General features: G+C 68.1%; 26 protein-coding genes. 20 read left to right on the forward strand and 6 right to left on the reverse strand.

Annotated elements, in window-relative coordinates:
• Nucleotides 1-34: 34 nt before the first annotated feature.
• From AC5RT8_RS12850 to AC5RT8_RS12875, 6 genes are all read left to right on the forward strand, one after another.
• Nucleotides 35-511: a PTS sugar transporter subunit IIA gene (locus AC5RT8_RS12850; RefSeq protein WP_494096412.1), complete on the forward strand. Its 477-nt coding sequence runs from the start codon at nucleotides 35-37 to the stop codon at nucleotides 509-511.
• Between the two features lie 55 nt (nucleotides 512-566).
• Complete coding sequence (locus AC5RT8_RS12855; protein WP_494096091.1) at nucleotides 567-1,388, forward strand: SURF1 family protein; 822 nt, start codon at nucleotides 567-569, stop codon at nucleotides 1,386-1,388.
• Nucleotides 1,385-1,801, forward strand: a complete 417-nt coding sequence (locus AC5RT8_RS12860) for a DUF3817 domain-containing protein (protein ID WP_494096092.1) — start codon at nucleotides 1,385-1,387, stop codon at nucleotides 1,799-1,801. Before AC5RT8_RS12855 ends, AC5RT8_RS12860 begins: the two co-directional genes overlap by 4 nt.
• 83 nt (nucleotides 1,802-1,884) lie before the next feature.
• On the forward strand, nucleotides 1,885-3,474 hold the full coding sequence (guaA, locus tag AC5RT8_RS12865; protein ID WP_494096093.1) for a glutamine-hydrolyzing GMP synthase: 1,590 nt from the start codon (nucleotides 1,885-1,887) through the stop codon (nucleotides 3,472-3,474).
• A gap of 149 nt (nucleotides 3,475-3,623) precedes the next feature.
• Nucleotides 3,624-7,466 (forward strand): AAA family ATPase, encoded by a 3,843-nt coding sequence (locus AC5RT8_RS12870; RefSeq protein WP_494096094.1) that lies wholly within the window; start codon nucleotides 3,624-3,626, stop codon nucleotides 7,464-7,466.
• Between the two features lie 3 nt (nucleotides 7,467-7,469).
• Entirely contained in the window at nucleotides 7,470-7,760 is a 291-nt protein-coding gene (locus tag AC5RT8_RS12875; protein WP_494096095.1) for a hypothetical protein, read from the forward strand.
• A 98-nt stretch (nucleotides 7,761-7,858) separates the two neighbouring features.
• Here the strand turns inward: AC5RT8_RS12875 and AC5RT8_RS12880 are convergent, their stop codons facing one another.
• The 3 genes from AC5RT8_RS12880 to AC5RT8_RS12890 form a co-directional block, all read right to left on the reverse strand.
• Nucleotides 7,859-8,587, reverse strand: a complete 729-nt coding sequence (locus AC5RT8_RS12880; protein ID WP_494096096.1) for an SAF domain-containing protein — start codon at nucleotides 8,585-8,587, stop codon at nucleotides 7,859-7,861.
• A gap of 151 nt (nucleotides 8,588-8,738) precedes the next feature.
• The gene (locus AC5RT8_RS12885; protein ID WP_494096097.1) at nucleotides 8,739-9,038 is read right to left on the reverse strand and encodes an FmdB family zinc ribbon protein; all 300 of its coding nucleotides are present in this window, start codon (nucleotides 9,036-9,038) and stop codon (nucleotides 8,739-8,741) included.
• A gap of 53 nt (nucleotides 9,039-9,091) precedes the next feature.
• A complete protein-coding gene (locus AC5RT8_RS12890) occupies nucleotides 9,092-9,709 on the reverse strand; it encodes a 5-formyltetrahydrofolate cyclo-ligase (protein WP_494096098.1) in 618 nt (205 codons plus the stop codon).
• A gap of 67 nt (nucleotides 9,710-9,776) precedes the next feature.
• Here AC5RT8_RS12890 and galU point away from each other — a divergent pair, with 67 nt between their 5' ends.
• The 4 genes from galU (at nucleotide 9,777) to AC5RT8_RS12910 (ending at nucleotide 13,655) form a co-directional block, all read left to right on the forward strand.
• Complete coding sequence (gene galU, locus AC5RT8_RS12895) at nucleotides 9,777-10,682, forward strand: UTP--glucose-1-phosphate uridylyltransferase GalU (RefSeq protein WP_494096099.1); 906 nt, start codon at nucleotides 9,777-9,779, stop codon at nucleotides 10,680-10,682.
• 6 nt (nucleotides 10,683-10,688) lie between these two features.
• A complete protein-coding gene (locus AC5RT8_RS12900; protein ID WP_494096100.1) occupies nucleotides 10,689-11,309 on the forward strand; it encodes a GNAT family N-acetyltransferase in 621 nt (206 codons plus the stop codon).
• 309 nt (nucleotides 11,310-11,618) lie between these two features.
• Nucleotides 11,619-12,392 carry a hypothetical protein gene (locus tag AC5RT8_RS12905; RefSeq protein WP_494096101.1) on the forward strand — a complete coding sequence of 258 codons (774 nt, stop codon included), beginning with the start codon at nucleotides 11,619-11,621 and terminating at the stop codon, nucleotides 12,390-12,392.
• Nucleotides 12,393-12,413: 21 nt separating this feature from the next.
• Nucleotides 12,414-13,655 (forward strand): phosphotransferase, encoded by a 1,242-nt coding sequence (locus tag AC5RT8_RS12910; protein WP_494096102.1) that lies wholly within the window; start codon nucleotides 12,414-12,416, stop codon nucleotides 13,653-13,655.
• Nucleotides 13,656-13,681: 26 nt separating this feature from the next.
• On the opposite strand, the gene AC5RT8_RS12915 is transcribed toward AC5RT8_RS12910, so the two are convergent.
• Nucleotides 13,682-14,158, reverse strand: a complete 477-nt coding sequence (locus AC5RT8_RS12915; protein WP_494096103.1) for an Lrp/AsnC family transcriptional regulator — start codon at nucleotides 14,156-14,158, stop codon at nucleotides 13,682-13,684.
• 133 nt (nucleotides 14,159-14,291) lie between these two features.
• Between AC5RT8_RS12915 and AC5RT8_RS12920 the strand changes: the two genes are divergently transcribed.
• The 8 genes from AC5RT8_RS12920 (at nucleotide 14,292) to AC5RT8_RS12955 (ending at nucleotide 22,119) form a co-directional block, all read left to right on the forward strand.
• Nucleotides 14,292-15,539 carry an MFS transporter gene (locus AC5RT8_RS12920; RefSeq protein WP_494096104.1) on the forward strand — a complete coding sequence of 416 codons (1,248 nt, stop codon included), beginning with the start codon at nucleotides 14,292-14,294 and terminating at the stop codon, nucleotides 15,537-15,539.
• A gap of 36 nt (nucleotides 15,540-15,575) precedes the next feature.
• The gene (locus AC5RT8_RS12925) at nucleotides 15,576-16,532 is read left to right on the forward strand and encodes an N-acetylglucosamine kinase (protein ID WP_494096105.1); all 957 of its coding nucleotides are present in this window, start codon (nucleotides 15,576-15,578) and stop codon (nucleotides 16,530-16,532) included.
• Nucleotides 16,522-17,040, forward strand: coding sequence for an NUDIX hydrolase (locus tag AC5RT8_RS12930; protein WP_494096106.1), 519 nt, complete (start codon nucleotides 16,522-16,524; stop codon nucleotides 17,038-17,040). The genes AC5RT8_RS12925 and AC5RT8_RS12930 overlap by 11 nt, the downstream gene beginning before the upstream one ends.
• Before the next feature lie 206 nt (nucleotides 17,041-17,246).
• Complete coding sequence (locus AC5RT8_RS12935) at nucleotides 17,247-18,347, forward strand: ABC transporter ATP-binding protein (protein WP_494096413.1); 1,101 nt, start codon at nucleotides 17,247-17,249, stop codon at nucleotides 18,345-18,347.
• Between the two features lies 1 nt (nucleotide 18,348).
• Nucleotides 18,349-19,107 carry an ABC transporter permease gene (locus AC5RT8_RS12940; RefSeq protein WP_494096107.1) on the forward strand — a complete coding sequence of 253 codons (759 nt, stop codon included), beginning with the start codon at nucleotides 18,349-18,351 and terminating at the stop codon, nucleotides 19,105-19,107.
• Between the two features lie 2 nt (nucleotides 19,108-19,109).
• A complete protein-coding gene (locus tag AC5RT8_RS12945; protein ID WP_494096108.1) occupies nucleotides 19,110-19,871 on the forward strand; it encodes an ABC transporter permease in 762 nt (253 codons plus the stop codon).
• Nucleotides 19,871-20,821, forward strand: a complete 951-nt coding sequence (locus AC5RT8_RS12950; protein WP_494096414.1) for an ABC transporter substrate-binding protein — start codon at nucleotides 19,871-19,873, stop codon at nucleotides 20,819-20,821. The genes AC5RT8_RS12945 and AC5RT8_RS12950 overlap by 1 nt, the downstream gene beginning before the upstream one ends.
• 80 nt (nucleotides 20,822-20,901) lie before the next feature.
• Nucleotides 20,902-22,119, forward strand: coding sequence for a pyridoxal phosphate-dependent aminotransferase (locus tag AC5RT8_RS12955; protein ID WP_494096109.1), 1,218 nt, complete (start codon nucleotides 20,902-20,904; stop codon nucleotides 22,117-22,119).
• A 6-nt stretch (nucleotides 22,120-22,125) separates the two neighbouring features.
• Here AC5RT8_RS12955 and AC5RT8_RS12960 read toward each other — a convergent pair whose 3' ends face one another.
• Both AC5RT8_RS12960 and xseA read right to left on the reverse strand, forming a co-directional pair.
• Nucleotides 22,126-22,362: an exodeoxyribonuclease VII small subunit gene (locus tag AC5RT8_RS12960; protein WP_494096110.1), complete on the reverse strand. Its 237-nt coding sequence runs from the start codon at nucleotides 22,360-22,362 to the stop codon at nucleotides 22,126-22,128.
• Nucleotides 22,363-22,415: 53 nt separating this feature from the next.
• A complete protein-coding gene (xseA, locus tag AC5RT8_RS12965) occupies nucleotides 22,416-23,684 on the reverse strand; it encodes an exodeoxyribonuclease VII large subunit (protein ID WP_494096111.1) in 1,269 nt (422 codons plus the stop codon).
• A gap of 145 nt (nucleotides 23,685-23,829) precedes the next feature.
• Between xseA and AC5RT8_RS12970 the strand changes: the two genes are divergently transcribed.
• Together AC5RT8_RS12970 and AC5RT8_RS12975 are read left to right on the forward strand one after the other, a co-directional pair.
• On the forward strand, nucleotides 23,830-24,657 hold the full coding sequence (locus tag AC5RT8_RS12970) for a hypothetical protein (protein WP_494096112.1): 828 nt from the start codon (nucleotides 23,830-23,832) through the stop codon (nucleotides 24,655-24,657).
• 67 nt (nucleotides 24,658-24,724) lie between these two features.
• Nucleotides 24,725-25,810: a 4-hydroxy-3-methylbut-2-enyl diphosphate reductase gene (locus AC5RT8_RS12975; protein WP_494096113.1), complete on the forward strand. Its 1,086-nt coding sequence runs from the start codon at nucleotides 24,725-24,727 to the stop codon at nucleotides 25,808-25,810.
• Nucleotides 25,811-25,824 lie beyond the last annotated feature (14 nt).

A 25,824-nucleotide genomic window follows, 5' to 3' on the forward strand; every position in this document is an offset into this window, starting at 1 on the left:
TTCCCCGGTGCCGCACGGGGACGGGGAACTTAGCCTGAACGAAGCCGGGGCGGTACTGACCGACCCCGGGCTGGTGATCCTCGACATGGAGGCAGCCGACCGGTACGACGCCGCACGCCAGCTCGCGGAACGGCTCTACCGTGCCGGAAGAATCAGCAACCTGGAAAGGTTTTTGGAGCAGGTCCAGGCCCGGGAACACCAGATGGCCACCGGGCTGCCCGGAGGTATAGGCCTGCCCCACGCGCGCAGCGAGTATGTGCAGGAAACCTCCATTGCCGTGGGCATTGCCCGCTACGGGCACAGCGTGGACTTCGGTGCGGCGGACGGGCCGGCCACCGTGGTCCTGCTGGTTGCCACACCCGCGTCATCCTTCTCCCATCACCTGGAAGTCCTTGCCACCCTGGCACGGTCCCTGTTCCGGCCTGCCTTCCGCGATTCGCTGCGCCGCGCCAACGACGCCGAAGTCATTTCCGAACTGATCAATTCGTCGCTGGTCTTCTTCGACCACTGACGCGGACGCATCCCGTCATTGGGTTTTCTACAGCTTGACGAAGTACCGTTAACTCGTGCTCAAAACTGCCCTGCAGCCGCGCTGGATCGCCGGACTGCTCTTTGCCCTCGTCATCTCGACAGTGTTTGTGCTGTTGAGCCAGTGGCAGTTCTCCAGTGCCGAGACCGACGAATCCCGGGAGCCCCGGGTCACCGAGGACGTCCAGCCGCTGACCGAGGCCTTCACCCCGGGCAAGCCCATGTACGAGACAGAAGCGGACCAGATGGTCTCCTTCTCCGGCTCCTTCGACCCGGAGAAATCCGTGCTCGTGGAACAGCGGCTCCAGGACGGCGAGCTGGGCTACTGGGCCGTTACCGCCTTCACCGTCGACGGCGCCCCCTCGGGCGAATTCATTCCGGTGGTCCGCGGCTGGGTCTCCGACCCGGAGGACGTGACGGCCGCGCCGGAGGGCGATGCCGCCGTCGTCGGGCGCCTGCTGCCTTCCGAGGCCCCGCTGCCCGCGACGCCCAAGGAAGGCCGCGTGAGTGCACTTTCCACGGCGGAACTGATCAACCTCTGGGATGCGCCCGCCTACTCGGCGTTCGTCACGGCGACGGAAATCACCGTGGACGGTGCCGCCGTTGATCCGGGCAGCATGGAGACCGTGGTGGTTGACGCCCAGCCCGAGGAGACCCCGGTCAACTGGCTCAACATCTTCTACGCGCTCGAGTGGATCGTCTTCGCCGGCTTCTCCGTCTTCCTGTGGTGGCGCCTGGTGGCCGACGAGTACCAGCGCAGCCTCGAGGACGATGAGTACGAGGACGACGACGAGTACCTGGATTTCCCTGACGCAACCGAACCCGACAACGAACACCCCAGCAGCGAGGTAACCAAGTGAGCGAATCCGCAAGCACCGCCAAGGCACCGAGGAAAAAGAAGCGCCGGTTCGGCGGTACCCATGCCCAGATTCGTTCTGCCCTGAAGTTCTACAAGGTCTTTTCCTACGTCACGGGCGTCCTGCTGCTTGCCCTCGTGGTGGAGATGATCGCCAAGTACGGGTTCGATACCGAGATCATTGTCGGGGGCATCAACCTCTCCATCGGCGTGCTCATCCTGCACGGCTGGATGTACGTGGTCTACCTGCTCTCGGATTTCCGGCTGTGGCAGCTGATGCGCTGGCCGTTCTCCAAGTTCATCCTGATTGCCCTCGGCGGCGTTGTGCCGTTCCTCTCCTTTGTGGTTGAAGGGCGGATCCACCAGCAGGTCCTGGCCGAGCTTGAAGCCCATCCTGAAGCGGCCAAACGCTACTAGGGGAGCGGAGCGGGGGCGGCCCGGACTTCGGGCGGCCGCGGGCCGGTGTGCACGGCCGGCGGCGGGCCGACTATCCTTGAAACGTGACTAATCCCGCGACTGATCCCATTGAAGAGCGGCCCGTCCTCGTTGTGGACTACGGAGCGCAGTACGCCCAGCTGATTGCCCGCCGGGTGCGCGAAGCAGACGTCTACTCCGAGGTGGTTCCCCACACCTACAGCACCGAGCAGCTGCTCGCGAAGAACCCAGCTGCCATTATCCTCTCCGGCGGCCCCTCCAGCGTGTACGCCGAAGGCGCACCCAAAGTCGATGCAGACCTGTTCGACTCGGGCGTTCCGGTCTTCGGTATCTGCTACGGCTTCCAGGCGATGGCCGCGGCCATGGGCGGCAAGGTCGCCAAGACCGGGCTGCGCGAGTACGGCTCGACCGACGCACGCGTCGTCGGCGGCGCCCGGTCCATCCTCGAAGGCACCCCCGACGAGCAGAACACCTGGATGAGCCACGGCGACAGCGTGCAGGAAGCACCCGAAGGCTTCGACGTCCTGGCCAGCACCGCCGGCGCACCCGTCGCCGCTTTTGCGAACGAGGAAAAGGGCCTGTACGGCGTGCAGTGGCACCCCGAGGTCAAGCACTCCGCCCACGGCCAGGCCGTGCTGGAGAACTTCCTCTTCAAGGGAGCCAAGCTCGAACGCAGCTGGACCACCGGCAACATTGTCGAAGAGCAGGTTGCCCGCATCCGTGCCCAGGTCGGCAACTCGCGCGTGATCTGCGGCCTGTCCGGCGGCGTCGACTCCGCCGTCGCAGCCGCCCTGGTGCAGCGCGCCGTGGGAGACCAGCTGACCTGTGTCTTCGTGGACCACGGGCTGCTCCGCGAAGGCGAAGCCGAGCAGGTGGAACGCGACTTCGTGGCCGCCACCGGCGTCAACCTCTACGTCGCGAACGAGCAGGAACGCTTCCTGACCGCCCTCGCCGGCGTTTCCGACCCGGAAACCAAGCGCAAGATCATCGGCCGCGAATTCATCCGCGCCTTCGAAGAAGCCGAGCGGGCCATCATGGCCAAGGCCGAAGCCGAGGGCGAGCCCATCCGCTTCCTGGTCCAGGGCACACTGTACCCGGACGTCGTCGAATCCGGCGGCGGTGAAGGCGCAGCCAACATCAAGAGCCACCATAACGTGGGCGGACTTCCGGAAGACATGAAGTTCGAACTCGTGGAGCCCCTGCGGGCGCTCTTCAAGGACGAGGTCCGTGCCGTCGGCGCAGAGCTCGGACTGCCTGCCGAGATCGTCGGACGGCAGCCCTTCCCCGGCCCCGGACTGGGTATCCGGATCGTCGGCGAGGTCACGCAGGAGCGGCTCGACCTGCTCCGCCGTGCCGACGCCATTGCCCGCGCTGAACTGACCAGTGCAGGCCTCGACGACGAAGTGTGGCAGATGCCGGTAGTGCTCCTGGCGGATGTGCGCAGCGTCGGAGTGCAGGGTGACGGCCGGACCTACGGGCACCCGATCGTGCTGCGGCCCGTGTCCAGCGAAGACGCGATGACCGCGGACTGGTCCCGGCTTCCCTACGACCTGCTGGCCCGCATTTCGAACCGGATCACGAACGAAGTGGACGGAATCAACCGCGTGGTGCTGGACGTCACGTCCAAGCCGCCGGGAACAATCGAGTGGGAATAGCGTAAGGAACACAGGGGACGGCCGGTTGCGGCCGTCCCCTGTGTCGTCCCCCCGCGTTGCTATGTTCGGGAAACCCGCTCCGACGCGATAGTTTTGAAGGTATGCCAATTTGGTCGAGAACGCGCGGAAGTGCAGAAAAGAGGGCACTAGTGTCTGAGCAGAATACCGGGGAGAATCCCTCGGACTTCCTGCTGCCGTGGCTGGGACAATTGGGACAGCACGCCGGAACGGACACACTGCTCCATTTCACGCCGTCCGCAGCCAACAGCATCGACCTGACGCACGCGCATCCCTCCGGCCTGGCGCAGCTGCTGGCCGGCCGCCGTACCCGCCTGTCCACCCTCCTGCGCGATCCCGACCAGTACGGTGCCGCCATGAAGGCCGGGCGCCTGCTGCGCGCCAAAATCTACGAGCTGGGCACCGACCGCGGTATCGACGTCGGCTACATGGCTGCGGGCACGGCATCCTGGCGCTACGCCTCCGATGAAGCACTGCGGCCCGAGTCCCTGACCGCGCCGGTGCTGCTGACCCCCGTCGCCCTGACGGTCCACGCCTCGCAGGACGACTACGAGCTGCAGCTGACCGAGAAGGCGGCCCTTAACCCGGCCCTGGTCCGGCATCTGCAGAATGAGCAGGGCCTGGATATCGATGTCGAGGCGCTCACCCGCCTGGCGTACGGCACCGCCCGTTTCGATCCCCATCCGGTGCTGGAGAAGCTCCGTGCGGTGACCGGCAGCGTCCGCGGCATCAACATTGAACACCGGCTGCTGGTCTCGACCTTCGCCGATCTGTCGGATCTCAGCGAGGATCCTGCCCTGGATCCCGCCCACCCGATCCTCCGTGCCCTGATTGACGCTGCACGGGACGGGTCAGCAGGTCCCGCCGAGCCCGAGCCGCTGGACCTGCCGTCACTGGACGAGCGCGACCCAGCGGACGAACTGCTCATCCTCGACGCCGACCGCCAGCAGCAGGAAGTCCTGGACCTGGTCAATGCAGGCCAGTCGCTGGTGGTCTCCGCGCCGGCCGGCACCGGCCAGACGCAGACCGCGCTGAACGCCGTCGCGGCGCTGGCCAACGCCGGCAAGTCCGTCCTGGTAGTGGCGGAACGCCGCAGCACGCTCAACCAGTTCGTCTCCGAACTGGACGCGATGCAGCTCGGCTCCCTGATCCTGCAGGTCAATGCCGGGCTGACCCAGCAGCAGCTGAAGGACCAGCTGGTCCGTGCCATCGTGCGCAACGAAAAGGCGCAGGCACCGGAACTGCAGAGCCTGCACAAGGTCCTGCTCGAAAACCGCCACCAGCTGCGCGACCACGTCAAATCGCTGCATAACGTCCGCCGCCGCTGGGGCTGCTCGCCCTACCAGGCGATGCAGTCCCTGGCCGAGCTGACCTCGATGAATCCTGCGCCGGCCACCACCGTCCGGCTCAAGCGGAGCGTCCTGGACAGCATCACCGACCGCACCGAACTCACCGGCCGGCTCCGCCGGGCCGCCGAACTGGGCAGCTTCAGCCGGGCGGCAACCACCAGCCCGTGGTACGGCGCCAAACTGCTCAACCGCAAGGAAACGGAAGAAGCGTATGCGCTGACCCAGACCCTTGCCGCCGACCTGCCCGCGCTGCGCGCCAAGGTGCAGGACGTGGCCGGGCATTCGGAAATCCGCCTCGGTGAGACGTTTGCCCAGTGGGGCGAGCAGCTGGAACTGCTCGTAGCCGTGCGGGAGAGCCTGGATAAGTTCACCCCGGACATTTTCGACCGCCCGGTAACCGACCTGATCTCCGCAACGGCGTCGTCGTCCTGGCGGCGCGAGCGCGGCATCGACATGAGCTCCATGACCCGCTCCCGCCTGCGGCGCGTGGCCAAGGAATATGTCCGGCCGGGCGTGCACATTTCGGACCTGCATGCGTCCCTGGCGGAAGTCCAGCAGCAGCGTGCCGTCTGGACGCGTTACGCCACCACGCAGCGCCACCCCTCGGTACCCACGGGCCTGGCCGAGATCAACCGCTCCTACCTGCTGGTGAAGCGCCAGCTGGACACGCTTACCGGCATCCTGGCCGAAACCCCGCTCCACCCCGATCTGGCGTCCCTGCCGCTGGATGAGCTCGAGAAGCAGCTCAGCCAGCTGGCCGGCGACCGGGAAACCCTGGAAACGCTGCCGGAGCGGACCCTGCTCCTGGACGAGATGCGAGCCCAGGGCCTCGGGGAACTCCTCGACGACCTCAGCGCACGCGAGGTCCAGCCCCGCCACGTCGGCTACGAGCTGGAACTGGCCTGGTGGCAGTCCGCCCTCGAAGCCATGATCAGCGGGGACGACTACCTGGCCATGTCGGACGGCAACAGCCTGCGCCGGCTGGAAGCCGAGTACCGCCTGGCGGACAACGCCCATATTGCCTCCGGTGCCGCCCGCCTGCGCTGGAGCCTGGCTTCGCGCTGGCGTTCCGGGGTCCAGGCCTCGCGGGGTGCCGCCGAGGACCTGCGCGAGCTGATCAAGGACGGCGATCTGTCCCTGGAGAGCCTGAGCCGGCAGTCCGAGGAACTCGTGTCCTCCCTGCTCCCGGTCTGGGCGGCGAGCCCCCTGGTGCTGCCGATGGTGCTGCCGGAACACCGCCGCTTCGACACCGTTGTCCTGCTCGACGCCGAGTCCACCAGCCTCCAGTCGGCGGTTCCGGCACTGGCCCGCGCGTCGCAGGTGGTTGCCTTCGGTGACAGCTGCCTGGGCGGACCCCGGCCGTTCACGATCGGCGTGGAACCGGCCGGCGCTGCAGCCCAGCATGTGGAACTGCCCAGTGCCTTCGAAGCACTGGAACGGGTCCTGCCCACACGTTCCCTCTCCACCGTGTACCGGGGCACCGACAAAGCGCTCCTGCGCCAGCTCAGCGAGTCCTTCTACGGCGGACGCCTCTCCATGGTCCCGAGCGCCGAGGAAGTCACCACGGGCCACCGTGCGCTCTCCGTGGAATACCTGCCCGACGGCACCGGCATGCCCAGCGCCGACCATGAAGGGGTGGAAAGCGTGGCGGCGGAGGTCAACCGCGTGGTTGACCTTGTCTTCGAGCACATCCGCCGCCGCCCGCACCAGTCCCTCGGAGTCATCACCGCCAGCCCGCGCCACGCCGTACGCGTGGCCGAGGCGATCCGCGTGCAGATGGCAAACTTCCCCTGGGCCGCCGATTTCTTCACGGCAAAGGCCGAATCCTTCCGGGTTGTCCCGGTGGACCGGGCCGTGGGCATGGTCCGGGACTGCGTGATCTTCTCGCTCGGTTTCGGCCGCACCCCGCATGGCCGTGCGCTGCATAACTTCGGCCCGCTGTCGGCGCCCGACGGACGCAAGAAGTTCGTGACGGCCATGACCCGGGCGCGCTACAAGCAGCACGTACTGACCTGCTTCCAGCCCGCGGACCTGGATCGGACGCGGCTGGGCTACGGCGCCCTGGACTTCTATGAACTCATTAAGCGTGAGCTCGATCCGGAAACGGTGCGGGAGGAAGCTCCCGCCGCTGGAGGCATCATGGAGGAGGATCCGCTGGTCGCGGATCTGGTGGGCCGCCTGCGTGAGCGCGGGGCCAAGGTCTGGGACCACTATGACGGCGCGATCGACATCGTTGCCGCAGCCCCGCATTCCGCAGGTCCGGCAGGCACGCCGGCGCCCCTGGCCATTGAATCCGACGGTACCGAACGGTACCGGGCCATGTCCGTCCGTGAACGCAGCCGGCTCCGGCCGCAGCTGCTGGAACGCCGCGGCTGGCGGTACATGCCGCTGTGGACCATCGAGGTCTTCAGCGACCCGTCCGCCTGTGCGGATCTCGTCAGCCGATACCTCGAGCTGCCGGATCCGCCCGTGGGGCAGAAGCCGGTGCCGCGCAGTGCGGACGCGGCCGAAAGCGGTGCAGCAGCAGCCGGGGAATCCGAGCGCGTGGTGGTGACCCCGCATGGAAGCAGCAGGGTACGTGAACGCCGATCGGCACCTCACCCGGAGGACACTGCAGGAGAGTGACCGATGACTGAAGAACCGGTGGCCGGGAAGGCTGCGGCGGAAAAACCCGCCGCAGCCGGGGAATCCGCCGGCACGGCGGCGGGGGAGCACGGGTCCGCGGACAGTAATTCCGCCGTCGACACCCGGCGAAGCCCCCGGCGGCGGGGCAATCGCAGGGCTGTTTCCGCCGGTCGGGGCGGTGCGGCCGGGCTCCTGCCGGTGACCGCCAAGGAGGACGATCCCCGGGCCTGGGGTGACAGCCCCGACGATACCGAGGCCTGGCTGCGGGAACAGCGGCCCCCGCACTGGGGCTAGGCCGCCCGGACTCCACACAGGCCGGACTCCACGAACACTGGACTCCACGCACAGGCCGGGACCTGCGAACAGACCGGGACCTATGCACAGGCCGGGACCTAGCCGTCCGTCAGGACCAGATAGACCCCGGCGGCCCCGGACGCCGCAGTGAGGCGTGCGGCGTCGTCCTCGCCGGCAGCCACCACCACCAAGCCTTCGCCGCCCCCGTTGGCGGGCCAGCCGCTGCCCGGGTCGCCGCCGGATACCCACAGCACCGGCACCGAGGCGGCCAGGACACCCGCACCGCTTCCGTCCACTTCCGAAGGTCCTGCAGGGGTGCCGCCCCACGTGCTGTCTGCACCCGCGACAACGGTAACCAGCTGCCCCGGTCCGAGCAGGTCGAGGACGGAAGCATCCGCCGGACGCAGGGGCACGGCGACGGTACCCGGAGGAGAACCCGCCAGGAGTCCGGTGCCGGCCAGCGAGACCTCCGTGACCGGGCTGCCCCTCAGCAGCGGGGTAGCAAGACGCCGGCCCGTAAGGGCTTCCGGCTGTTCGTGCGCACCCGGTGGAATGGCCTCGGCGGGCAGGCGGACCGTCTCCAGGGAGGCGGCATCAAGTACCGCGCCGGCGGGCAGGTCGCGGGCGGCGCGGACCATGACGGACCGTTCGGCGGTCTCCGGGACCAACGCCTCGACGGCGGATCCGGCGGCGGCGCAGCACGCCAGGGCTGCCAGCAGGCGGCGATGGCGCACTGCAAAGCGGCGGAGCCTTGAGGCGGTGTCCGCAAAAACGGAGCGCCTGCCCTGATGGGCGAATTGCCGGGCGGCGAAGCGGGGGAAAGGCATGCCGTCACGCTAGCCGCGGATGCCTCCGCGGCAGTGGCTGCGGTTCAGGAATCCGTTCAGGCGTCAGCCGCGCGCAGCGGGAAACGCCGGTGTGGAGGCAAGGTGGCCAGAGCAGTGAGCGGGCTCCGGGAGGAACTGCCGGTGCCTGGACTCAGGACTGTGCGGTGCCGGAACCGGCGGCAGGAGCAGGGGAAGGCGTAGAAGCAGACGATCCGGCCGGCGCAGCGGCGGAGCCGTCCGTTTTGGCAGGAGCAGCCGGGACGGTGGAGGAGGAGTCGCGGGAGTCGGTGCGGTAGAAACCGGAGCCCTTGAAGACCACTCCGACGCTGTTGAACTTCTTCCGCAGGCGGCCGCCGCACTCCGGGCAGACCGTCAGGGAATCTTCACTGAAGGACTGCTGGATATCGAACGAATGGGAGCAGTCCTTGCAGGCATAGGCATACGTGGGCACTCTGGTGATCCTCCTTGGCACTCTCTCAGGCTGGCACTCTCAAGCCTCGAGTGCTAAGTATACATGGGGTCCAGGGGCACCTGCCGCCAGGCCGAGGGTGTGAGGACGGCGTCCACTGCCGCATCGAGGGGAGTGGTTTCAAAGGTGCCGGCCGGTACGAATTCGTGGTCAAAGACCACTGCGGCAGCGGGCGCGGGATTGCCGTCCGCACGCAGCTGCGCCAGGAACCGGTCGTAGTAGCCGCCGCCCTTGCCCATCCGGCCTCCGCCGGAATCCGCTGCCAGCGCCGGAACCAATATGAGGCCGAGTGCGGGCAGCTCGGCGGCGGCGTAGCGGGGTCCTGCCGGTTCCCGGAGGGAGCCGTACATTCCCGGCACCAGCGCGGTTTCGGGTGTCCAGTCAGCCCATGACAGCCTGTAATCCGGTTCGCAGACCGGAACCACAACGCGGTAGCCGGCGCTGCACAGGCCCGCCAGCAATGCTTCGGTTCCCGGTTCGGTCCCCACGGACAGGTACCCGGCAACGGTGCCGCCCGGTGCCGCCAGTTCCGGAACCCTGGCCAGTCCGGTGCGGGCAAGTGCGCTGGATGCTTCCGCTCTTTCGGCCGCCGTCATTTCCCGGCGCAGGCGCAGGAAATCCTTTCTGGCCTGATCCTTGTTTAGTGCACGCATACGCCCATTGTCCCTATAAGAATGCTTATTTGGTGCAATCTGAGACCTCTTAGGTACGCTTACGACTATGACGACCTCACGCCCCTCCATAACCAAAGCCGTAATTCCCGCCGCCGGCCTGGGTACGCGCTTCCTCCCCGCCACCAAGGCCATGCCGAAGGAAATGCTGCCGGTGGTGGACAAGCCCGCCATCCAGTACGTGGTGGAAGAGGCCGTTAACGCGGGCATGCCGGACATTCTTATGATCACCGGGCGGAACAAGCGTTCCCTCGAGGACCACTTCGACCGGGTTCCCTTCATCGAAAAGACCCTGGAGGACAAGGGAGACCTGGAAAAGCTCGCGATGGTGCGGGCTGCCTCGGAGCTGGGCGAAATCCACTACCTCCGCCAGGGCGACCCCAAGGGCCTGGGCCATGCCGTGCTCCGGGCGAAGCTGCACGTCGGCGACGAACCCTTTGCGGTCCTGCTCGGCGACGACCTGATCGATGCCCGTGACGATCTGCTGGAGGAAATGGTCGCGGTCCAGGCAAAGACCGGCGGTTCGGTCGTTGCCCTGATCGAGGTTGATCCGGAACAGATCAGTGCCTACGGCTGTGCGGATATCTCCGTGGTTGAGGGCGAGGACTACGTCCGCGTCAACAAGCTGGTGGAAAAGCCCGACGTCGCCGACGCGCCTTCCAACCTGGCCGTGATCGGACGCTACGTCCTCCACCCGTCGGTCTTCGGCGTCCTCGAGGAAACCGGTCCGGGCAGGGGCGGGGAAATCCAGCTCACGGATGCGCTGCAGACGCTGGCTGCCGGCGAGGGTGAAGGCTCCGGCGTCTACGGCGTGGTCTTCCGCGGCCGCCGCTACGACACCGGCGACAAGCTGAGCTACCTGAAGGCAGTGGTTTCGCTGGCATCCGAGCGCGAAGATCTTGGTCCGGCCCTGCGCGACTGGCTCAAGGACTTCACCGGGACGCTCGAAGACTGACTCCTGATGCGCGAATCGGTGGGGTGGCCGGTGGTCCTGGAGAGTGACGACGTCATCCTCCGGCCGATCCGGCACCGGGACCGGCGGGAATGGACGGAAGTCCGTTCCCGCAACGCCGCCTGGGTGGGGCCGTGGGAAGCCAGTAATCCTGTGTCCGGCGCTGAACCGCCGACGTACGGCGAGATGGTCCGCAGCCTCAACCGCCAGGCACGGCAGGATTCCGCTCTCCCGTTCCTCATCACGGAGCGGCAGGATCCGTCCAGGCCGCCGGCGATTGTGGGACAGCTGACCGTCTCCACGATTGTCTGGGGATCGGCCCGGATGGCGACGCTGGGCTACTGGGTGGACCAGGGCAGGGCGGGCCGCGGAATCGTGCCCACGGCGGTGGCATTGGCCACCGACCACTGCTTCTCCGCCCTGGCCCTGCACCGGATGGAAATCAACATCCGGCCGGAGAACGCACCCAGTCTGCGGGTGGTGGAAAAGCTTGGATTCCGGGATGAAGGCGTACGGGAGCGGTACCTGCATATCAACGGCCAATGGGCCGACCACCGCAGCTTTGCGCTCACCGCGGAGGAGGTCCCGGAGGGCCTGTTGAACCGGTGGAAATCCCGCCGCGAAGCCTAGCCGACGATTTTCCCGCCGGACACGCCGACACACCGGACCCAATGCCGGTACCGGCGGCCCGGAGCTTCTACCGTCGTAGGTGTGGACTTCCCTATTTTCAGCTCGCTCAACAGCTCGCTTGTGCTGGCGCTTGCCGTTGCGCTGTGGCTGGTCTGGGTAGGTCCGTTTTTCCTCCGACGGCCAACACCTTCCGCAGCACGGAAAGCATCACGGACGCCGCCCGCAGCCGCACCGCCCGCGGCAGATCAGCTGTCCGCCACTACCATCCGCCCGCCCGCCTCACCGGACAAGGGGTCCCAGAGGATCATCATGAACAACATCAGCAACACACCCAGCGGGGGCGGGTCTATGCACGTCTACGGTCAGCACCCTGCACCCCCGGCACAGCCGGCACCGGCCTTCCGCATCCGGACCGGGCGTACCGTCCTGGCAGCTGCCGGTCTGGCCGCCGTCCTGGCGGTTGTCATTGGTACGTTCCTGGCAGCCTTCACGTCGGTGTCCTGGTTCGTCCCCGCCGTCGGCCTGCTGGCAGCGGCCGCGGTTGTCGCGGCGCTCCGTTCCCTGGCCCTCCGTGACCGCCGGCGCCGAGTGGACAACGCGTTCCGCGCCGCCATGGGCCCGGACCCCCGCGAGGAGGAGGACGGCGCCACCGCCGAAGTACCGGCTGAGATGCCCGTTGACAACGCGCCGGTTACCAGACAGCAGCCCGAAACGGTTCTTTTCGACCGTGAGTCCGCGCCTGTACCGGAGGAAACCGTTGCTGCGGCGGGCGCGGTTCCGGCCCGCATCCCGGCGGCGGAACCGGAGGAGAAAAACGTGAACGCCACGGCACCCGCCGTCCGCCTTCCCGCCCGGCCCAGCACCACCCCGTGGCAGCCGGTGGAGCTGCCCAAGCCGGTGTACGTCGATGCGCCCAAGGCCGAACGGCCTGCACCGGAGCCGATTATTCTGCCCGAAGCCCCGCGGCCCCTGGCGAAGACTCCGCTGCGTCCATCTGCTGCACCGGCTGCGCCGGTGCAGCAGGAACGTCCCGAGACCGGCAAGATTAACCTCGACGACGTCCTGCAGCGCCGGCGGGCGTAGGCGATACCAAAGGCAGGGTCCGTGCCAACCCGGTTTCCGGGCCGCCCCCGGCCTGCAGCCGACGCGGTGTCCGTCCTCGGCAGCGCCGGGATGCGGGGACCCCTGCAGGATGTGCTCCGTTCCCGCGGGCTGAAGCTTGAGCACTGGGAACACCTGCGCAGCCACCACCGGCCCGGAGGGGCAGTCTCCGCCCTGTACCGCGTCCGGTGCCGCCGGCCCGGGAGGAGCAGCGGAGGCCGGAGCGATGCGGACCTCACCCTGCATCTGGGTGCCACTACTGCGGACGGCACTGTTCCCGCCGGTTCCGGAACCTCCGCCGCACGGATAGCCGGGCTGCAGCTGCACCTATGGGTCCACCCCCATGACCCGGTGCTTGAATCCCTGCCCTGGGCAACGGACGGCACCGCCGTGGCCAGGGACGTCTTTGGTGCAGACGACCCGGTACGGCTTTCCCTCGTTGCCTACCGGCCCCTGCGCCGGGCCGTGCTCCGCGCCGAACATCCCGGCCGCACGGTGTATCTGAAGCTTCTCCCCCCGGCGCTGCTGCCCGCCCTGCGGCGGCGCCACCGGCTGCTGGAGGACAGCAGGGTTCCGGCCCCGCAGCTGCTGCCGGGTTCCGCAGCCCGCGGGGCTGCCATCCTCAGCGCACTGCCCGGCACCTCACTGTTCCGGCTACTGGCCGGCGACGGACCCGCACCGGTCCGGCCGGAAGCCCTGCTGGACCTGCTCGATGCCTTGCCGCAGGGCGCCTTGGACCTGCCGCTGCGCCGGTCCTGGGCGGACCGCGCCGAGGACTATGCCGCGGCCGCCGCAGCGGTCCTCCCCGGGCAGGCGGCAGCCGTTTTCGACCTTGGCCGCAGCATCCGGGAAGCAGTGGAATCCGCTCCGGCGGGACCGCTGGTACCGGTCCACGGCGACTTCCACGAGGGCAACGTGCTGCTAAGCGACGGAACGGTCAGCGGGATGCTGGACGTTGACGGCCTGGGACCGGGACGGCGGGTGGATGATCTGGCCTGCCTGGTGGGGCATCTGGCCGTCCTTGCCGCAGCCAATCCGGGCAAGGCCCAGTTCGCCCGTGCCCTGGCGGACTACCGCCGGGTCTTTGAGGACGCCGTGGACCCGGCGGCCCTGAACGCGCGGGCGGCCGGCGTCGTACTCACCCTGGTGGCCGGTGCACGCGCCGGGAACGGTGGAAGCCGGACCCGGAACGCCGCGCTCCGGCTGAAGACGGCGCAGCGGCTGCTGCGCGACGCCGGAGGGTAACCGGCGGCAGGCCGTCCCCGGCAGGATCAGGCCGTGGGCGGGACCAGTTTCCCCAGCAGGGGTTCGGTACGGTACGGGATGTGTTCATGCAGGGCCAGGACCGTTTCCGTCCGGATCACTCCTTTGATCCTCAGGACCGAGCGCAGGGTCTGCTGCAGCTGCTGGGTATCCGTGGCAGTGAGCCGGCACCAGACATCGCCGCGTCCGGAAATCTCGTGCACTTCAAGCACCTGGGGGAGGGTCCGCAGCCCGGAAATCACGCCGTCGAGTTCCCGGTGGTTCACTTCGATGGTGACGAACGCCTGGACGTCGTAGCCGAGCTGGGCCAGGTCAACGTCCCGGCCGTTGTTCCGGATCACCCCGCTGCGCATCAGATGACGTACGTGGCTCTGGGCAGTGTTGCGGGCAACACCGAGTTTCTCGCTCAGGTCGCTGATCTGGGCGCGGGGGTCCCGAACCAGTTCCAGCAGCAACCGGCGGTCCAGCGAATCCAGATTGGCCATCTAGCGCAGCTCCTGTCAGCAACTGAGGACTTTATTGAGCGAATCAGTCAAAAGAACACCTAAAGTGTGCGGCACTGCTCGCCGATACTTCATCCTATAGGGGCATTAGCTACAAATAGGATGGATGTGCCCCGTGACAGTGCTCAGTGAGCTGCGTATGCAGCCCGCCGCCCGCACAAGGCGGAAGGAGTGGGACGCCGCTATCCGGCCCCGGCTGGTCCTCACGATTGCCGTCATGGGCACGCTGCTGATCGGTGCCAACCTCGCGACCCCGCTGTATCCGCTGCTGGGCCAATCGCTGGGCCTGTCGTACTTCGGCGTCACCCTGGCATTCACCTCCTATGTGCTGGTGCTGGTTGCCGGCCTGCTGCTGGTGGGGCACTGGTCCGACTACATCGGCCGCCGCGCGGCGCTGGTAGTGGCCGGCGTCGTTTCCCTCGCCGGAGGGCTGATCTTCGGCACCGCCACCGGAGTGGGTGCCCTGATGCTCGGCCGCGCCCTCCAGGGAGCCTCGGTGGCCCTGGCCACCGGTGCCAGTTCGGCTGCCCTGCGCGAACTGCTGCCGCATAAACCCGAATGGGCCACCCGGTTCACGCTGCTCGTCTCGGCCGGCGGCGTGGCGGCCGGTCCCGTGATCGGCGGGCTCTTGTCGCTGCTGCCCGCGCCGACCTTGACGCCGTTCCTCATCCACTCGGCCGTTCTGGCGGCACTGCTGATTCCGCTGTGCCTGCTGAAGGCCCGCCCGGCGATTTCCCTGCCGGAAGGCCGGCCGCTGGCCATGCTGCGTCCGCGCAAACCCGCTGTCTCGCATCGTGCCCGTTCCCAGTTCTGGATCGCTTCCACCACCGGGTTCCTCAGCTTCGCGGCTTTCGGGTTCTGCCTGTCCCTGGCGCCCACCTACTTTTCCTCCATCGCCGGCACCACGTGGCGGCCCGCCATCGGGCTGCTGGCAGCCCTGGCGCTGGGTGCCTCGGCCGTCAGCCAACTGACCGGCATCCGCGGCCGCTACACGGCACCTGTAGGACTTGCCGCAATGGGCACGGGCATCGCCCTGATTCCGGTGGCAGGTGCCACCGGAAGCCTCGTGCTCCTGGCCGTTGCCTGCCTGATGGCCGGCTTCGGGCAAGGCATGGCGTTCCGGGTGGTGTTCAACGAAGTTGCCGCCGCCGTGGAGGCGGCCGAGCACGCCCGGATCATCAGCACGGTCTACGTCATCACCTACCTCGGCAGCGCCATCCCGGTACTGGGCCTCGGTGCAGCCGGCGGCATCTGGGGGCTGGATGTTGCGGTGGCCTGGTTCTCAGGGCTGATCACGGCAGCGTGCCTGGCCCTGGCCGTGCTGAGCCTGCGGCGGAACCGGCGCCGGACCTTCGCGGGTTAGGTTCGTCCTGCGCCTGCCGGAACGTAGGGTGGACACATGCATGCATCGCCTCCCGGTACCGCCGGTCCGGACACCATCGGCCTCGACATCGGCGGAACCAAGACCCACGGCATCCGGCTGCACCGCGGCACCGCCGCGGCCGAGTTCATTGCCGGGAGCGCCAACGTACAGAACGTCCCGGTTGCGGCGGCACGCGAATCGCTCGCGGCAGTTTTCGCGGCGCTGGGAACCGACGGCGTCGGCCGGGTGATCGCCGGCTCCGGGGGAGTGGACACAGCGCAGGACGAGGACGCACTGCGCGGCCTGATCGCCGAACAGGTACCCGGCGCCGTCGTCGACGTCGTCCACGACACCCGCCTCATCCTCGCGGCCGGCCAGGCCTCGGAAGGCATCGCCGTCATTGCCGGCACGGGGTCCGTGGCCTGGGGCATCGACGGTTCCGGCCGGCAGGCCCGCTCGGGCGGCTGGGGCTACCTGCTCGGTGACGAAGGCAGCGCGTACTGGATCGGGCGCGAAGCCGTCCGCCACACGCTCCGCCGCAGCAACCTGGAACTGGAACCGGATGCGCTTGGCCAGGCCCTCCTGCACGAGTGCGGCGCGGCTGCCCCCGAGTCGCTGATCGGCCTGTTCCACGGCCGCCCCGACCGCCGGTACTGGGCGGCCAAGGCCGGGCTGGTCTTTGCCGCGGCGGAGCACGGGAACCAGTCCGCCGCAGCTATCGTGGCCGAGGCAGCCGGTCACCTGGCCGGACTCATCCTGGACGTGGCGGGACTGCTCCGGGTCACGGGACCCGTGGTGATAGGCGGGGGACTGGGCATGCACCAGCCCCAGCTGCAGGACCTGCTGCGGGAGAGCCTCTCCGCGGCAGGGCTGAGGGATATCCGTTTCCTGACCGCCGATCCCGTGTACGGGGTTGCCTATCTGCTCGGCGCCGGGGCACCGGTTTCCGCCTCACCGGGCAGCGAACCGATCGGCGGCGGCAATGGCCGCTGACTTCGACGTCCGGGTCGGGGCGTATGCAGTAATTGTCCGCGAGGGGAAGCTGGTCCTGGCGCACTGGAACCAACATGGCAACTCCCGCTGGACGCTGCCCGGCGGCGGATTGGAACGGGGCGAGGACGCTCCTGCCGCCGCCCTGCGCGAAGTGCTGGAGGAGACCGGCTACGACGCCCGGCTCGAGGAGCTGCTGGGAGTGGACAGCATTTTCATTCCCCCGCAGAAGCGCATGCGGGGCGAACCCCGGATGCTGCATGCCCTGCGCATCATTTACCGGGCCACGCTTACCGGCGGCGCCCTGCGCAACGAGCAGGGCGGCAGCACCGATGAGGCCGCCTGGGTACCCCTGGACGAGGTTCCGGCACTGGACCGGACCGAGCTGGTGGATACGGGGCTGCGCCTGCTCGCATCCGGTGCCGGCAGCCTTCCCGGAGCGGGGAACGGATCCGACGCCGGCCAATCCCCGGATCTCCCGGCTGCGCAGCACGGACACCGGGTACCCTGAGACACCACCGCGTCCTGTTCCTATCCATTCCGGACCTCCGGGACGCTGGACTAGCGTTGCACGTGTGAAATACCGTGAGGCTTCACGGCACGTCACGAGCTGCCCGGCACCCCGGCACCCCCCCCCACGGAAGGCATGCACCAATGACTCCGCCGCCAGAAACCGCTTCGCCCGACGCCCTCTCCGGTGCCCCTGCAGGACAACCGATGATCCGGTTCCGGGCAGTGACCAAGACCTACGGTGATGCAGCGCCCGCGGTCCGGAACCTGGACCTGGACATCGCGCGCGGCTCCATCACCGTCTTCGTTGGTCCCTCCGGGTGCGGAAAAACCACCTCACTGCGGATGATCAACCGGATGGTGGAACCGACGCTGGGCAGCATCGAAGTCGACGGCCGGGACATCTCCACCGTCAAGGCCGCGGAGCTGCGGCGTTCCATGGGCTACGTCATGCAGTCCTCCGGCCTGCTGCCGCACCGCACCGTCCTGGACAACGTGGCAACGGTCCCGCGCCTGAACGGCACCCCGCGGCGTGAGGCACGGCGCCGGGCCGCGGAGCTGCTCGACGTCGTCGGGCTGGCATCCGCCCTGGGGGACAGATATCCGGCCCAGCTTTCCGGCGGCCAGCAGCAGCGCGTGGGTGTTGCGCGTGCCCTGGCCGCGGACCCGCCGGTGCTGCTGATGGACGAACCCTTCAGCGCCGTGGATCCCGTGGTGCGGGCCGAGCTGCAGGAAGAGCTGCTGCGCCTGCAGCAGGAACTGTCCAAGACCATCGTGTTCGTCACCCACGACATAGACGAAGCAACCATTCTCGGGGACAAGGTGGCCGTCTTCGCCACCGGCGGACGGCTCGCCCAGTACGCGGCTCCCGAGGAGATCCTCCGGGCACCGGTTGATGACTTCGTGGCCGGATTTGTGGGGCGTGACCGCGGCTTCCGGCACCTGTCCTTCCAGGACGGCACCGCGGTGCCCCTGCATCCGGTGCAGCTCATCGCGGCCGACCGGCTGCCGGACCCCTCCGCAACCGTCGACGGCGGCTGGGCCCTGTGCGTGGATTCCGACGGCGCACCGCTGGGCTGGGTGCCGGCGGAGCGCAGGGACTCCATCACCGGCACCGCGGACCTGGTCCCCGGCGGGTCCCTCTATCCCGAAGGGACGAGCCTGCGCCGGGCCCTTGACGCGGCACTCTCCTCTCCGGCGGGGCTGGGAGTGGCCGTGGACGACGCCGGCCGGGTGACCGGCGTCGTCAAGCCGGGGGAGATCCTGGCGCTGATCGAAGCCGCACGCCTGCAGCGGGCCGGGAGCTGACATGGAATGGTTCCTTGCGCACACCGATGATGTCCTCCGCCTCAGCGGGCTGCACCTCTACCAGTCGGTGCTGCCCCTGGTCATCGGTGTCCTGATCGCCCTTCCGCTGGCGCAGCTGGTGCGCGGCCGCCGGAAAATCCGCGGCTTCGTGCTGTCCGCCGGCTCCCTGCTGTACACCATTCCCTCGCTGGCCCTGTTCGTCACCCTGCCCGCCATTCTCGGGACCCGCATCCTGGACCTCGCGAACATCATTGTGGCCCTGACCATCTATGCCGTGGCCCTGATGCTCCGGGTGGGCATCGACGCCTTCGATTCCGTGGACGACGGCGTCCGGCAGGCCGCCGTGGCCATGGGCTACCGGCCGCTGCGCCGGTTCCTCACGGTGGACCTGCCGCTGTCCGTTCCGGTCCTCATCGCCGGGCTGCGGGTGGTCTCGGTCAGCAACATCTCCATGGTCAGCGTCGGCGCCCTGATCGGGGTGGAGAACCTGGGGTTCTTCTTCAGCGACGGGCTGCGCCGCTATTTCCTGACCGAGATCGTGGTCGGAATCATCGCCACCCTGGTCCTGGCCTTCCTCATGGACCTGCTGCTGGTCCTGGTCCAGCGGCTGCTCACGCCCTGGACCCGCGCGGGCGAGTCCGGCCGGGCTGCGCGGGGCAGCGCCAAGCGCAGCGGCGGCACGGACGGCGGAGGCCCGGCACCGGCCGTCCGGCCTGCTCCGGTGGCAGCCGCCCCCGACGTCGCACTGAAGGGGGCGTAGGCATGGTGGGTATTCCGCGCACCGACTACACCAGCACCAACGCCCTCGGCCAGGGACGCGAATGGTTGATGGACCCCGCCAACTGGAGCGGACCGGCGGGCATCCCGGTCCGGACCCTGGAGCACCTGCAGTACACCGGGCTCGCCCTGCTGATCGCTGCCGTCATTGCCGTGCCGCTGGGCCTGTTCATCGGGCACACCGGCCGCGGCCAGGTGGCGGTGGTGGCGGTCTCCGGGCTGCTGCGGGCACTGCCCACCCTGGGCATGCTCACCCTGTTTGTCCTCCTGGCCGGGCTGGGGCTGATGCCGCCCATCTGGTCGCTGGTCCTGTTGGCCGTTCCGCCGCTGCTGGCCGGCACGTACGCGGGAGTGGCGTCGGTGGACCGCAGCGTGGTGGACGCGGCCCGCAGCCTGGGCATGAACGAGCCGCAGATACTGTTCCGGGTGGAGGTGCCCAACGGCATGCGGGTCCTCCTGGGCGGGCTGCGCGGCGCCGCCCTGCAGGTGGTGGCGACGGCGGCCGTCGTGGCCACGATCAACCTCGGCGGGCTGGGCCGCTACCTGATCGACGGGCTGGCGGTGGGGGACTACGGGCGGGTCTTTGGCGGAGCAGTGATCATTGCGCTGCTGGCGCTCGCCGTGGATGCCGTGATTGCGTTGGGATCACGCTTTCTGATTCCGTCAGGACTTGGCCGCCTCGGCGCGGCCGGTAAATCGACCGGCGGCGGAGTACCCGCTGCCGGCGCACAAGGAGGAAAACAATGATGCAGCACCCGCGCCCCAATGCACGGCGGAGGGCCCTGGCGGCCCTGGCCGGTGGAATGGCCCTAGCCCTGGCCGGCTGCAGCGGAGGTGGGGATCCGCTGGAGAATGAAGCCACCCCTGAAGCTTCCGGCAGCAGCACCTCACAGGCGCTGGTTGTGGGATCGGCCGATTTCCCGGAGAGCAGCACCATTGCCGAGATCTATGCCGGTGCCCTCAATGCGGCCGGCATCGAGGCGGAGACCCGGCTGGGCATCGGCTCCCGCGAGGTCTACGTTCCCGCACTCGAAGACGGCTCCATCGACGTGATTCCCGAGTACACCGGAGCGCTCCTGGTCTACGTGGATCCGGAAACCGACCTGGTGGACGCCGGCGAGATCGTGGATTCCCTCAGCGAAAACCTGCCCGAAAACCTGGTGGTCCTCGAGCCCTCCGAGGCCGAGGACAAGGACGCCATGGTGGTCACGGCCGCCACTGCGGAAAAGTACCAGCTCGAAAGCATCGAGGACCTGGCGGAGGTCTGCGGGGAACTGACCCTCGGAGCACCGGCGGAATTCGCCGAGCGGACCCAGGGCGTGCCGGGCCTGCAGGAGAAGTACGGCTGCACGTTCCAGGAATTCACGGCGATCGGTGACAGCGGCGGCCCGCTGACCGTTGACGCCCTGCTGAACGACGACGTCCAGGTGGCCGACATTTACACCACCAGCCCCGCCATCGAGGAAAACGGGCTTGTGGTCCTGGAGGACCCGAAGCAGAACTGGCCGGCCCAGCAGGTCATCCCGCTGATCGCCGAAGACCGCGTGGACACTGAGGCCCGGGACGTGCTGGACGAGGTGTCCGCCCAGCTGACCACTGAGGACCTCATTGCCCTGAACCAGGCCGTCAGCGGCGACCAGAAGCTCGACCCGGCTGAAGCGGCGCAGGACTGGCTGGAGGAAAAGGGCCTGGCCTGACCTTGCCGCAGTGCTGCAGGCGGTGTCCGGGGGAGCGAAACATGCGCTGTTCCGGACGCCGCCTGTGGCATCCTAAGAAAATGGCAGAATTCAAGCAGTCGCACAAACTCCACAACGTCCTGTATGACATTCGTGGACCGTTGCTCGAACACGCGCAGCGGATGGAAGCAGCAGGCCACCGGATCCTGAAGCTGAATATCGGCAATCCCGCCCCGTTCGGCTTTGAAGCGCCCGAAGCCATCCTGGTCGACATGATGCGGCACCTGCCCAAGGCCCAGGGCTACAGCGATTCCCGCGGTATCTTCTCCGCCCGCACCGCGGTGGTGCAGTACTACCAGGGCCGGGGCATCAACAACATCGACGTCGACGACGTGTACCTGGGCAACGGGGTCAGCGAACTGATTACCCTGTCCATGCAGGCGCTGCTGAACAACGGGGACGAAATCCTCGTCCCCGCCCCCGACTACCCGCTGTGGACCGCTTCGGTGTCCCTGGCCGGCGGCACTGCAGTGCACTACCTCTGCGACGAATCCGAGCACTGGTGGCCGGACGTGGAGGACCTTGCCTCGAAGATCACCGACCGCACCAAGGGCATTGTCCTGATCAACCCGAACAACCCGACCGGCGCGGTGTACCCCGAGCACGTGGTGAAGTCGATCGTGGACCTGGCGCGCAAACACGGCCTGATCATCTTTTCGGACGAAATCTACGAGAAGATCCTCTATGACGACGCCGTGCACGTGAACTCCGCCGCGGTGACCGGCGACGACGTGCTCTGCCTGACCTTCAGCGGCCTGTCCAAGGCCTACCGGATAGCTGGCTACCGCAGCGGCTGGATGGCCATCTCCGGCCCCAAGCGCGAGGCAGCGGACTACATCGAGGGCATCAACCTGCTGGCCAACATGCGCTTGTGCGCGAACGTTCCCGCGCAGCACGCCATCCAGACCGCGCTCGGCGGCTACCAGAGCATCAATGACCTGATCCTGCCCGGCGGGCGGCTGCGGGCGCAGCGCGACAAGGCGCACCAGATGCTCAACGACATTCCCGGAGTCACGTGTGAACTGGCACAGGGCGCCCTCTACCTGTTCCCGCGCCTGGACCCGGACGTGTATCCGATCAAGGACGACGAACAGTTCGCCATGGACCTGCTCAAGCAGCAAAAGATCCTGGTGTCGGTGGGGACGGCGTTCAACTGGGTGCGCCCGGACCACTTCCGGATGGTGACCCTGCCCAATGTGGAGGACATCGAGGACGCCATGACCCGGCTTGGCGAGTTCCTGGCCAGCTACAAGCCGTAGGGGGCACTACTCGCCCGCGGCCTGCCCGCGGGCAGCGTCCAGGCGCCGGCGGGCACCTTCGAGCCAGGATTCACAGCGGTTGCTCAGGTGCTCGCCGCGCTCCCAGAGGGCCAGGGATTCCTCCAGGCTGGCGCCCCCGGTTTCGAGCCGGCCGACCACGGCCAGGAGCTCGTCGCGGGCCTGCTCGTAGCTCATGGCTTCGATGTCGGCGGGTACTGCCGGTACTGCGGGTGTTTCACTCATGTTCTTGTCCTTACGGTCTGGGGTAATCGTCGGGGTAGGGGAAGCGGGCCGGGCTACCGGGTGCCTTCGACGGCGGTGAGTTCGCCGACGGCGACGCGGATCCGCAGCTGTGCAGCAGCGGGCACGGTGCCGGCGTCGCGCACCACGGAGCCGTCCTCGAGCTGGACGACGGCGTAGCCTCGGTCCAGGGTGTTCTGCGGCGAGAGCGCACGGACCTGGGCGCGCAGGTGCCCGATCCGGTCGGCGTCGCGGCGGAGCTCGGCCCGCACAGCGGACATGGCGCGTGAGCGGAGCCGGGAGATCTCTTCCTCGCGCCGTTCCACCATGGACAGCGGGGCGGCCAGGGCCGGCCGTGACCGGACATGGTTCAGCCGGTCCGTTTCCCGGCCCAGCACCGTGGCGAGGATGCGCCGCAGCTGGGCACGTGACTGCCGGATCCGCGCCAGTTCCTCACCGACATCGGGCACCACGCGCTTCGCGGCATCCGTGGGGGTGGAGGCACGCAGGTCGGCCACGTCGTCGAGCAGGGGGCGGTCCGCTTCGTGGCCGATGGCGCTGACCACCGGTGTTGCGGCGGCCGAGACCGCACGGACCAGGTCCTCGTGGCTGAAGGCCAGCAGGTCTTCCAGCGATCCGCCGCCGCGGGCAATGATGATCACGTCCACTTCGGGCATGGCGTCCAGTTCCGCTAGGGCCCGGGTCACTTCGGCAACCGCGTTGACGCCCTGGACCGCCACTTCGCGGACTTCGAACTCAACGGCGGGCCAGCGGAGCGCGGCGTTGCGCATCACGTCCTTCATGGCGTCGGAGTTCCGGCCGGTAATCAGTCCGATCCTGCCCGGCAGCAGCGGGAGCGGGAGCTTGCGGTCCTCGCGGAAGAGGCCTTCAGCGGCCAGGGCATGCCGGAGCCGTTCAATCCGGGCAAGCAGGTCACCCAGCCCCACCGGCCGGATGTCGCGGGTCTGCATGGACAGGCGCCCCGTCTTGACCCAGAAATCCGGTTTCACCAGCGCCACCACCCGGGCGCCGCGTTCCAGCGGAAGTTCCAGCCGGTTCATGACCGTGCTCCACGCCGTCAGGGAGAGCGAGACTTCGGCATCGACGTCGCGCAGGGTGATGTAGGAGGCGTTGGCGCGGCGGTTCAGCTCGATCACCTGGCCCTCCACCCAGGTGGCCGGGGCACGGTCAATGTAGCTCTTGAGGTTCTTCGAAAGCAGGGCAAGGGGCCACGGGTTCTCCGGCGACGTCTGCGCGGCAGTGGCGGGCAGGGTGGTCTGCTCCGGGGTATTCTCGGGACTCAACGGTCCGCTGTCGTCTTGCATCTGAATGCTCCCGCGGTGGATTGGCACTGGCTTCCGGTCCGGTGGAGGAACCGGCCTTGAGCTTAATGTCTATCAGGTGCTTCCCCCGGTCCGGCTCTCCGGCCCTCCAGCGGCAGGCAGAACCCGACGAAACTAGGAACTTTCCATGCGCACAATCACCTCAGCCGTCTTTGGCCTGCTGGCCGTCCTGCTTACCGCTGCAGCATTCTGCGGGGCGTGGCTGAACGCGAACGTGGTGTCGGAAAGCGGCTTTGCCGCCCTGGGCGAACCGCTGGCCCGGGACGAAGCCTTCCAGCGCGACGTGGCCGTGTCCCTGTCCGCGCAGGTTGCTGAGTCGGTCGAGGTACCGGCACCGCTGGACGGATTTGTGGAGCCCGTGATCGCCTCGGCCGTGGAACGCGTCCAGGCCCTGCCGGAGTATCCGCAGGCCTGGAACGAGACACTGCACCGCTCGCACGCGCTCACCTTCGGCAACGCCGAAGGGGAGGCCGGCTCGGCGGTGACGCTGGACGTCGCGCCGCTGGTGGCGCTGGTCACCGACACAGTGGGGAACGAACTGGGAGTATCCGTGCCGGCGCCCGGGCAGGTTGCCGTGGGAATCGGCGGGACGGGACATGCGGAGCTGATCCGGAACGTGGAACGGGCCGGAGAGTCGTGGCCGGTGGCTGCGCTCGCAGCCGCGGCGGCCGGCATCCTTGCCCTGTTCACCGCTCGACGCCGGTCCGCCACCCTGGCGCTGATGGGCCTTGGTGCGGCGCTGGTGGGAGCAGTGCTGTGGCTGACGGCCGGAATGCTCCCGAACCTGGTATCCGCCCGTCTGACGGATACCCCGGTGGCTTTCGGCTTCGCCGACGCCTTCACGTCACGGGCCGCTGATTGCCTGCAGGCGTGGACCATCGGCCTGATGCTCGTCGGGGCCGCGGTGCTGGTGGCCGGACTGGTGGCACGCAGTGCGAGGGGCAACCGGCGGTAGCTCTGCTGTGAGCGTACCCATAGCCCGCGGGGACGGGATCGCAGGACCCACCCGATAGCATAGGGACATGACCAGCACAGTTATCTCCGTGCCTATGCCCACCGTGCCCCGGCGGCGCCGCACTCCTGAGGACGTGGCGGCTGCCGCTCCCGTTTTCGGTCCGCGGCGCGTACTGCTCGCGGCACCGCGCGGCTACTGCGCCGGAGTGGACCGGGCGGTCATCGCCGTCGAAAAGGCGCTGGAAGCCTACGGTCCGCCGGTCTACGTCCGCAAGCAGATTGTCCATAACCTCCACGTGGTCTCCACGCTGGAGGAAAAGGGTGCCATCTTCGTGGACGAGACCGATGAGGTGCCCGAGGGCGCCCGACTGATCTTCTCCGCGCACGGCGTTTCCCCCGCCGTCGTCCAGTCCGCGAAGGACCGGAACCTGCAGACCATTGACGCCACCTGCCCGCTGGTCACCAAGGTGCACCGCGAGGCCGTCCGGTTTGCCCGCGACGATTTCGACATCCTGCTGATCGGGCACGAGGGCCACGAAGAGGTCGAGGGCACCTACGGCGAGGCGCCGGAGCACATGCAGATTGTCAACGGCCCCGAAGACGTGGACAAGGTCACCGTAAGGGATCCGGACAAGGTCATCTGGCTGTCCCAGACCACGCTCAGCGTGGATGAAGCCATGCACACCGTGAACCTGCTGCGCGAACGTTTCCCCACCCTGCAGGATCCGCCCAGCGACGACATTTGCTATGCCACGTCCAACCGCCAGGCCGCCATCAAGAAGATCGCCCCCGAAGCGGACCTGGTGCTCGTGGTCGGTTCGGCGAACTCCTCGAACTCCGTCCGGCTGGTGGAGGTGGCGCTGGAATACGGTGCCAAGGCGTCCTACCGCGTGGACTTCGCCAACGAGGTGGACGAGAGCTGGTTCGAGGGCGTGGCCACCGTTGGAGTGACCTCCGGCGCCTCCGTCCCGGAAAACCTGGTCCAGGACGTGCTGAACCTGCTGTCCCAGTACGGCTACGGCGACGTCGAAGAGGTAGTGACCGCCGAAGAAGACATCATCTTCTCGCTGCCCAAGGAGATCCGCGCGACGCTGAAGGCCATGGGGGACTCTTCCCGCGGCCTGGGCGGCCGCCGCCGTGCCGACGAGTCCTAGCGCCCGGTATCATT

It is taken from the genome of Arthrobacter sp. Ms25 (genome assembly GCF_059090365.1).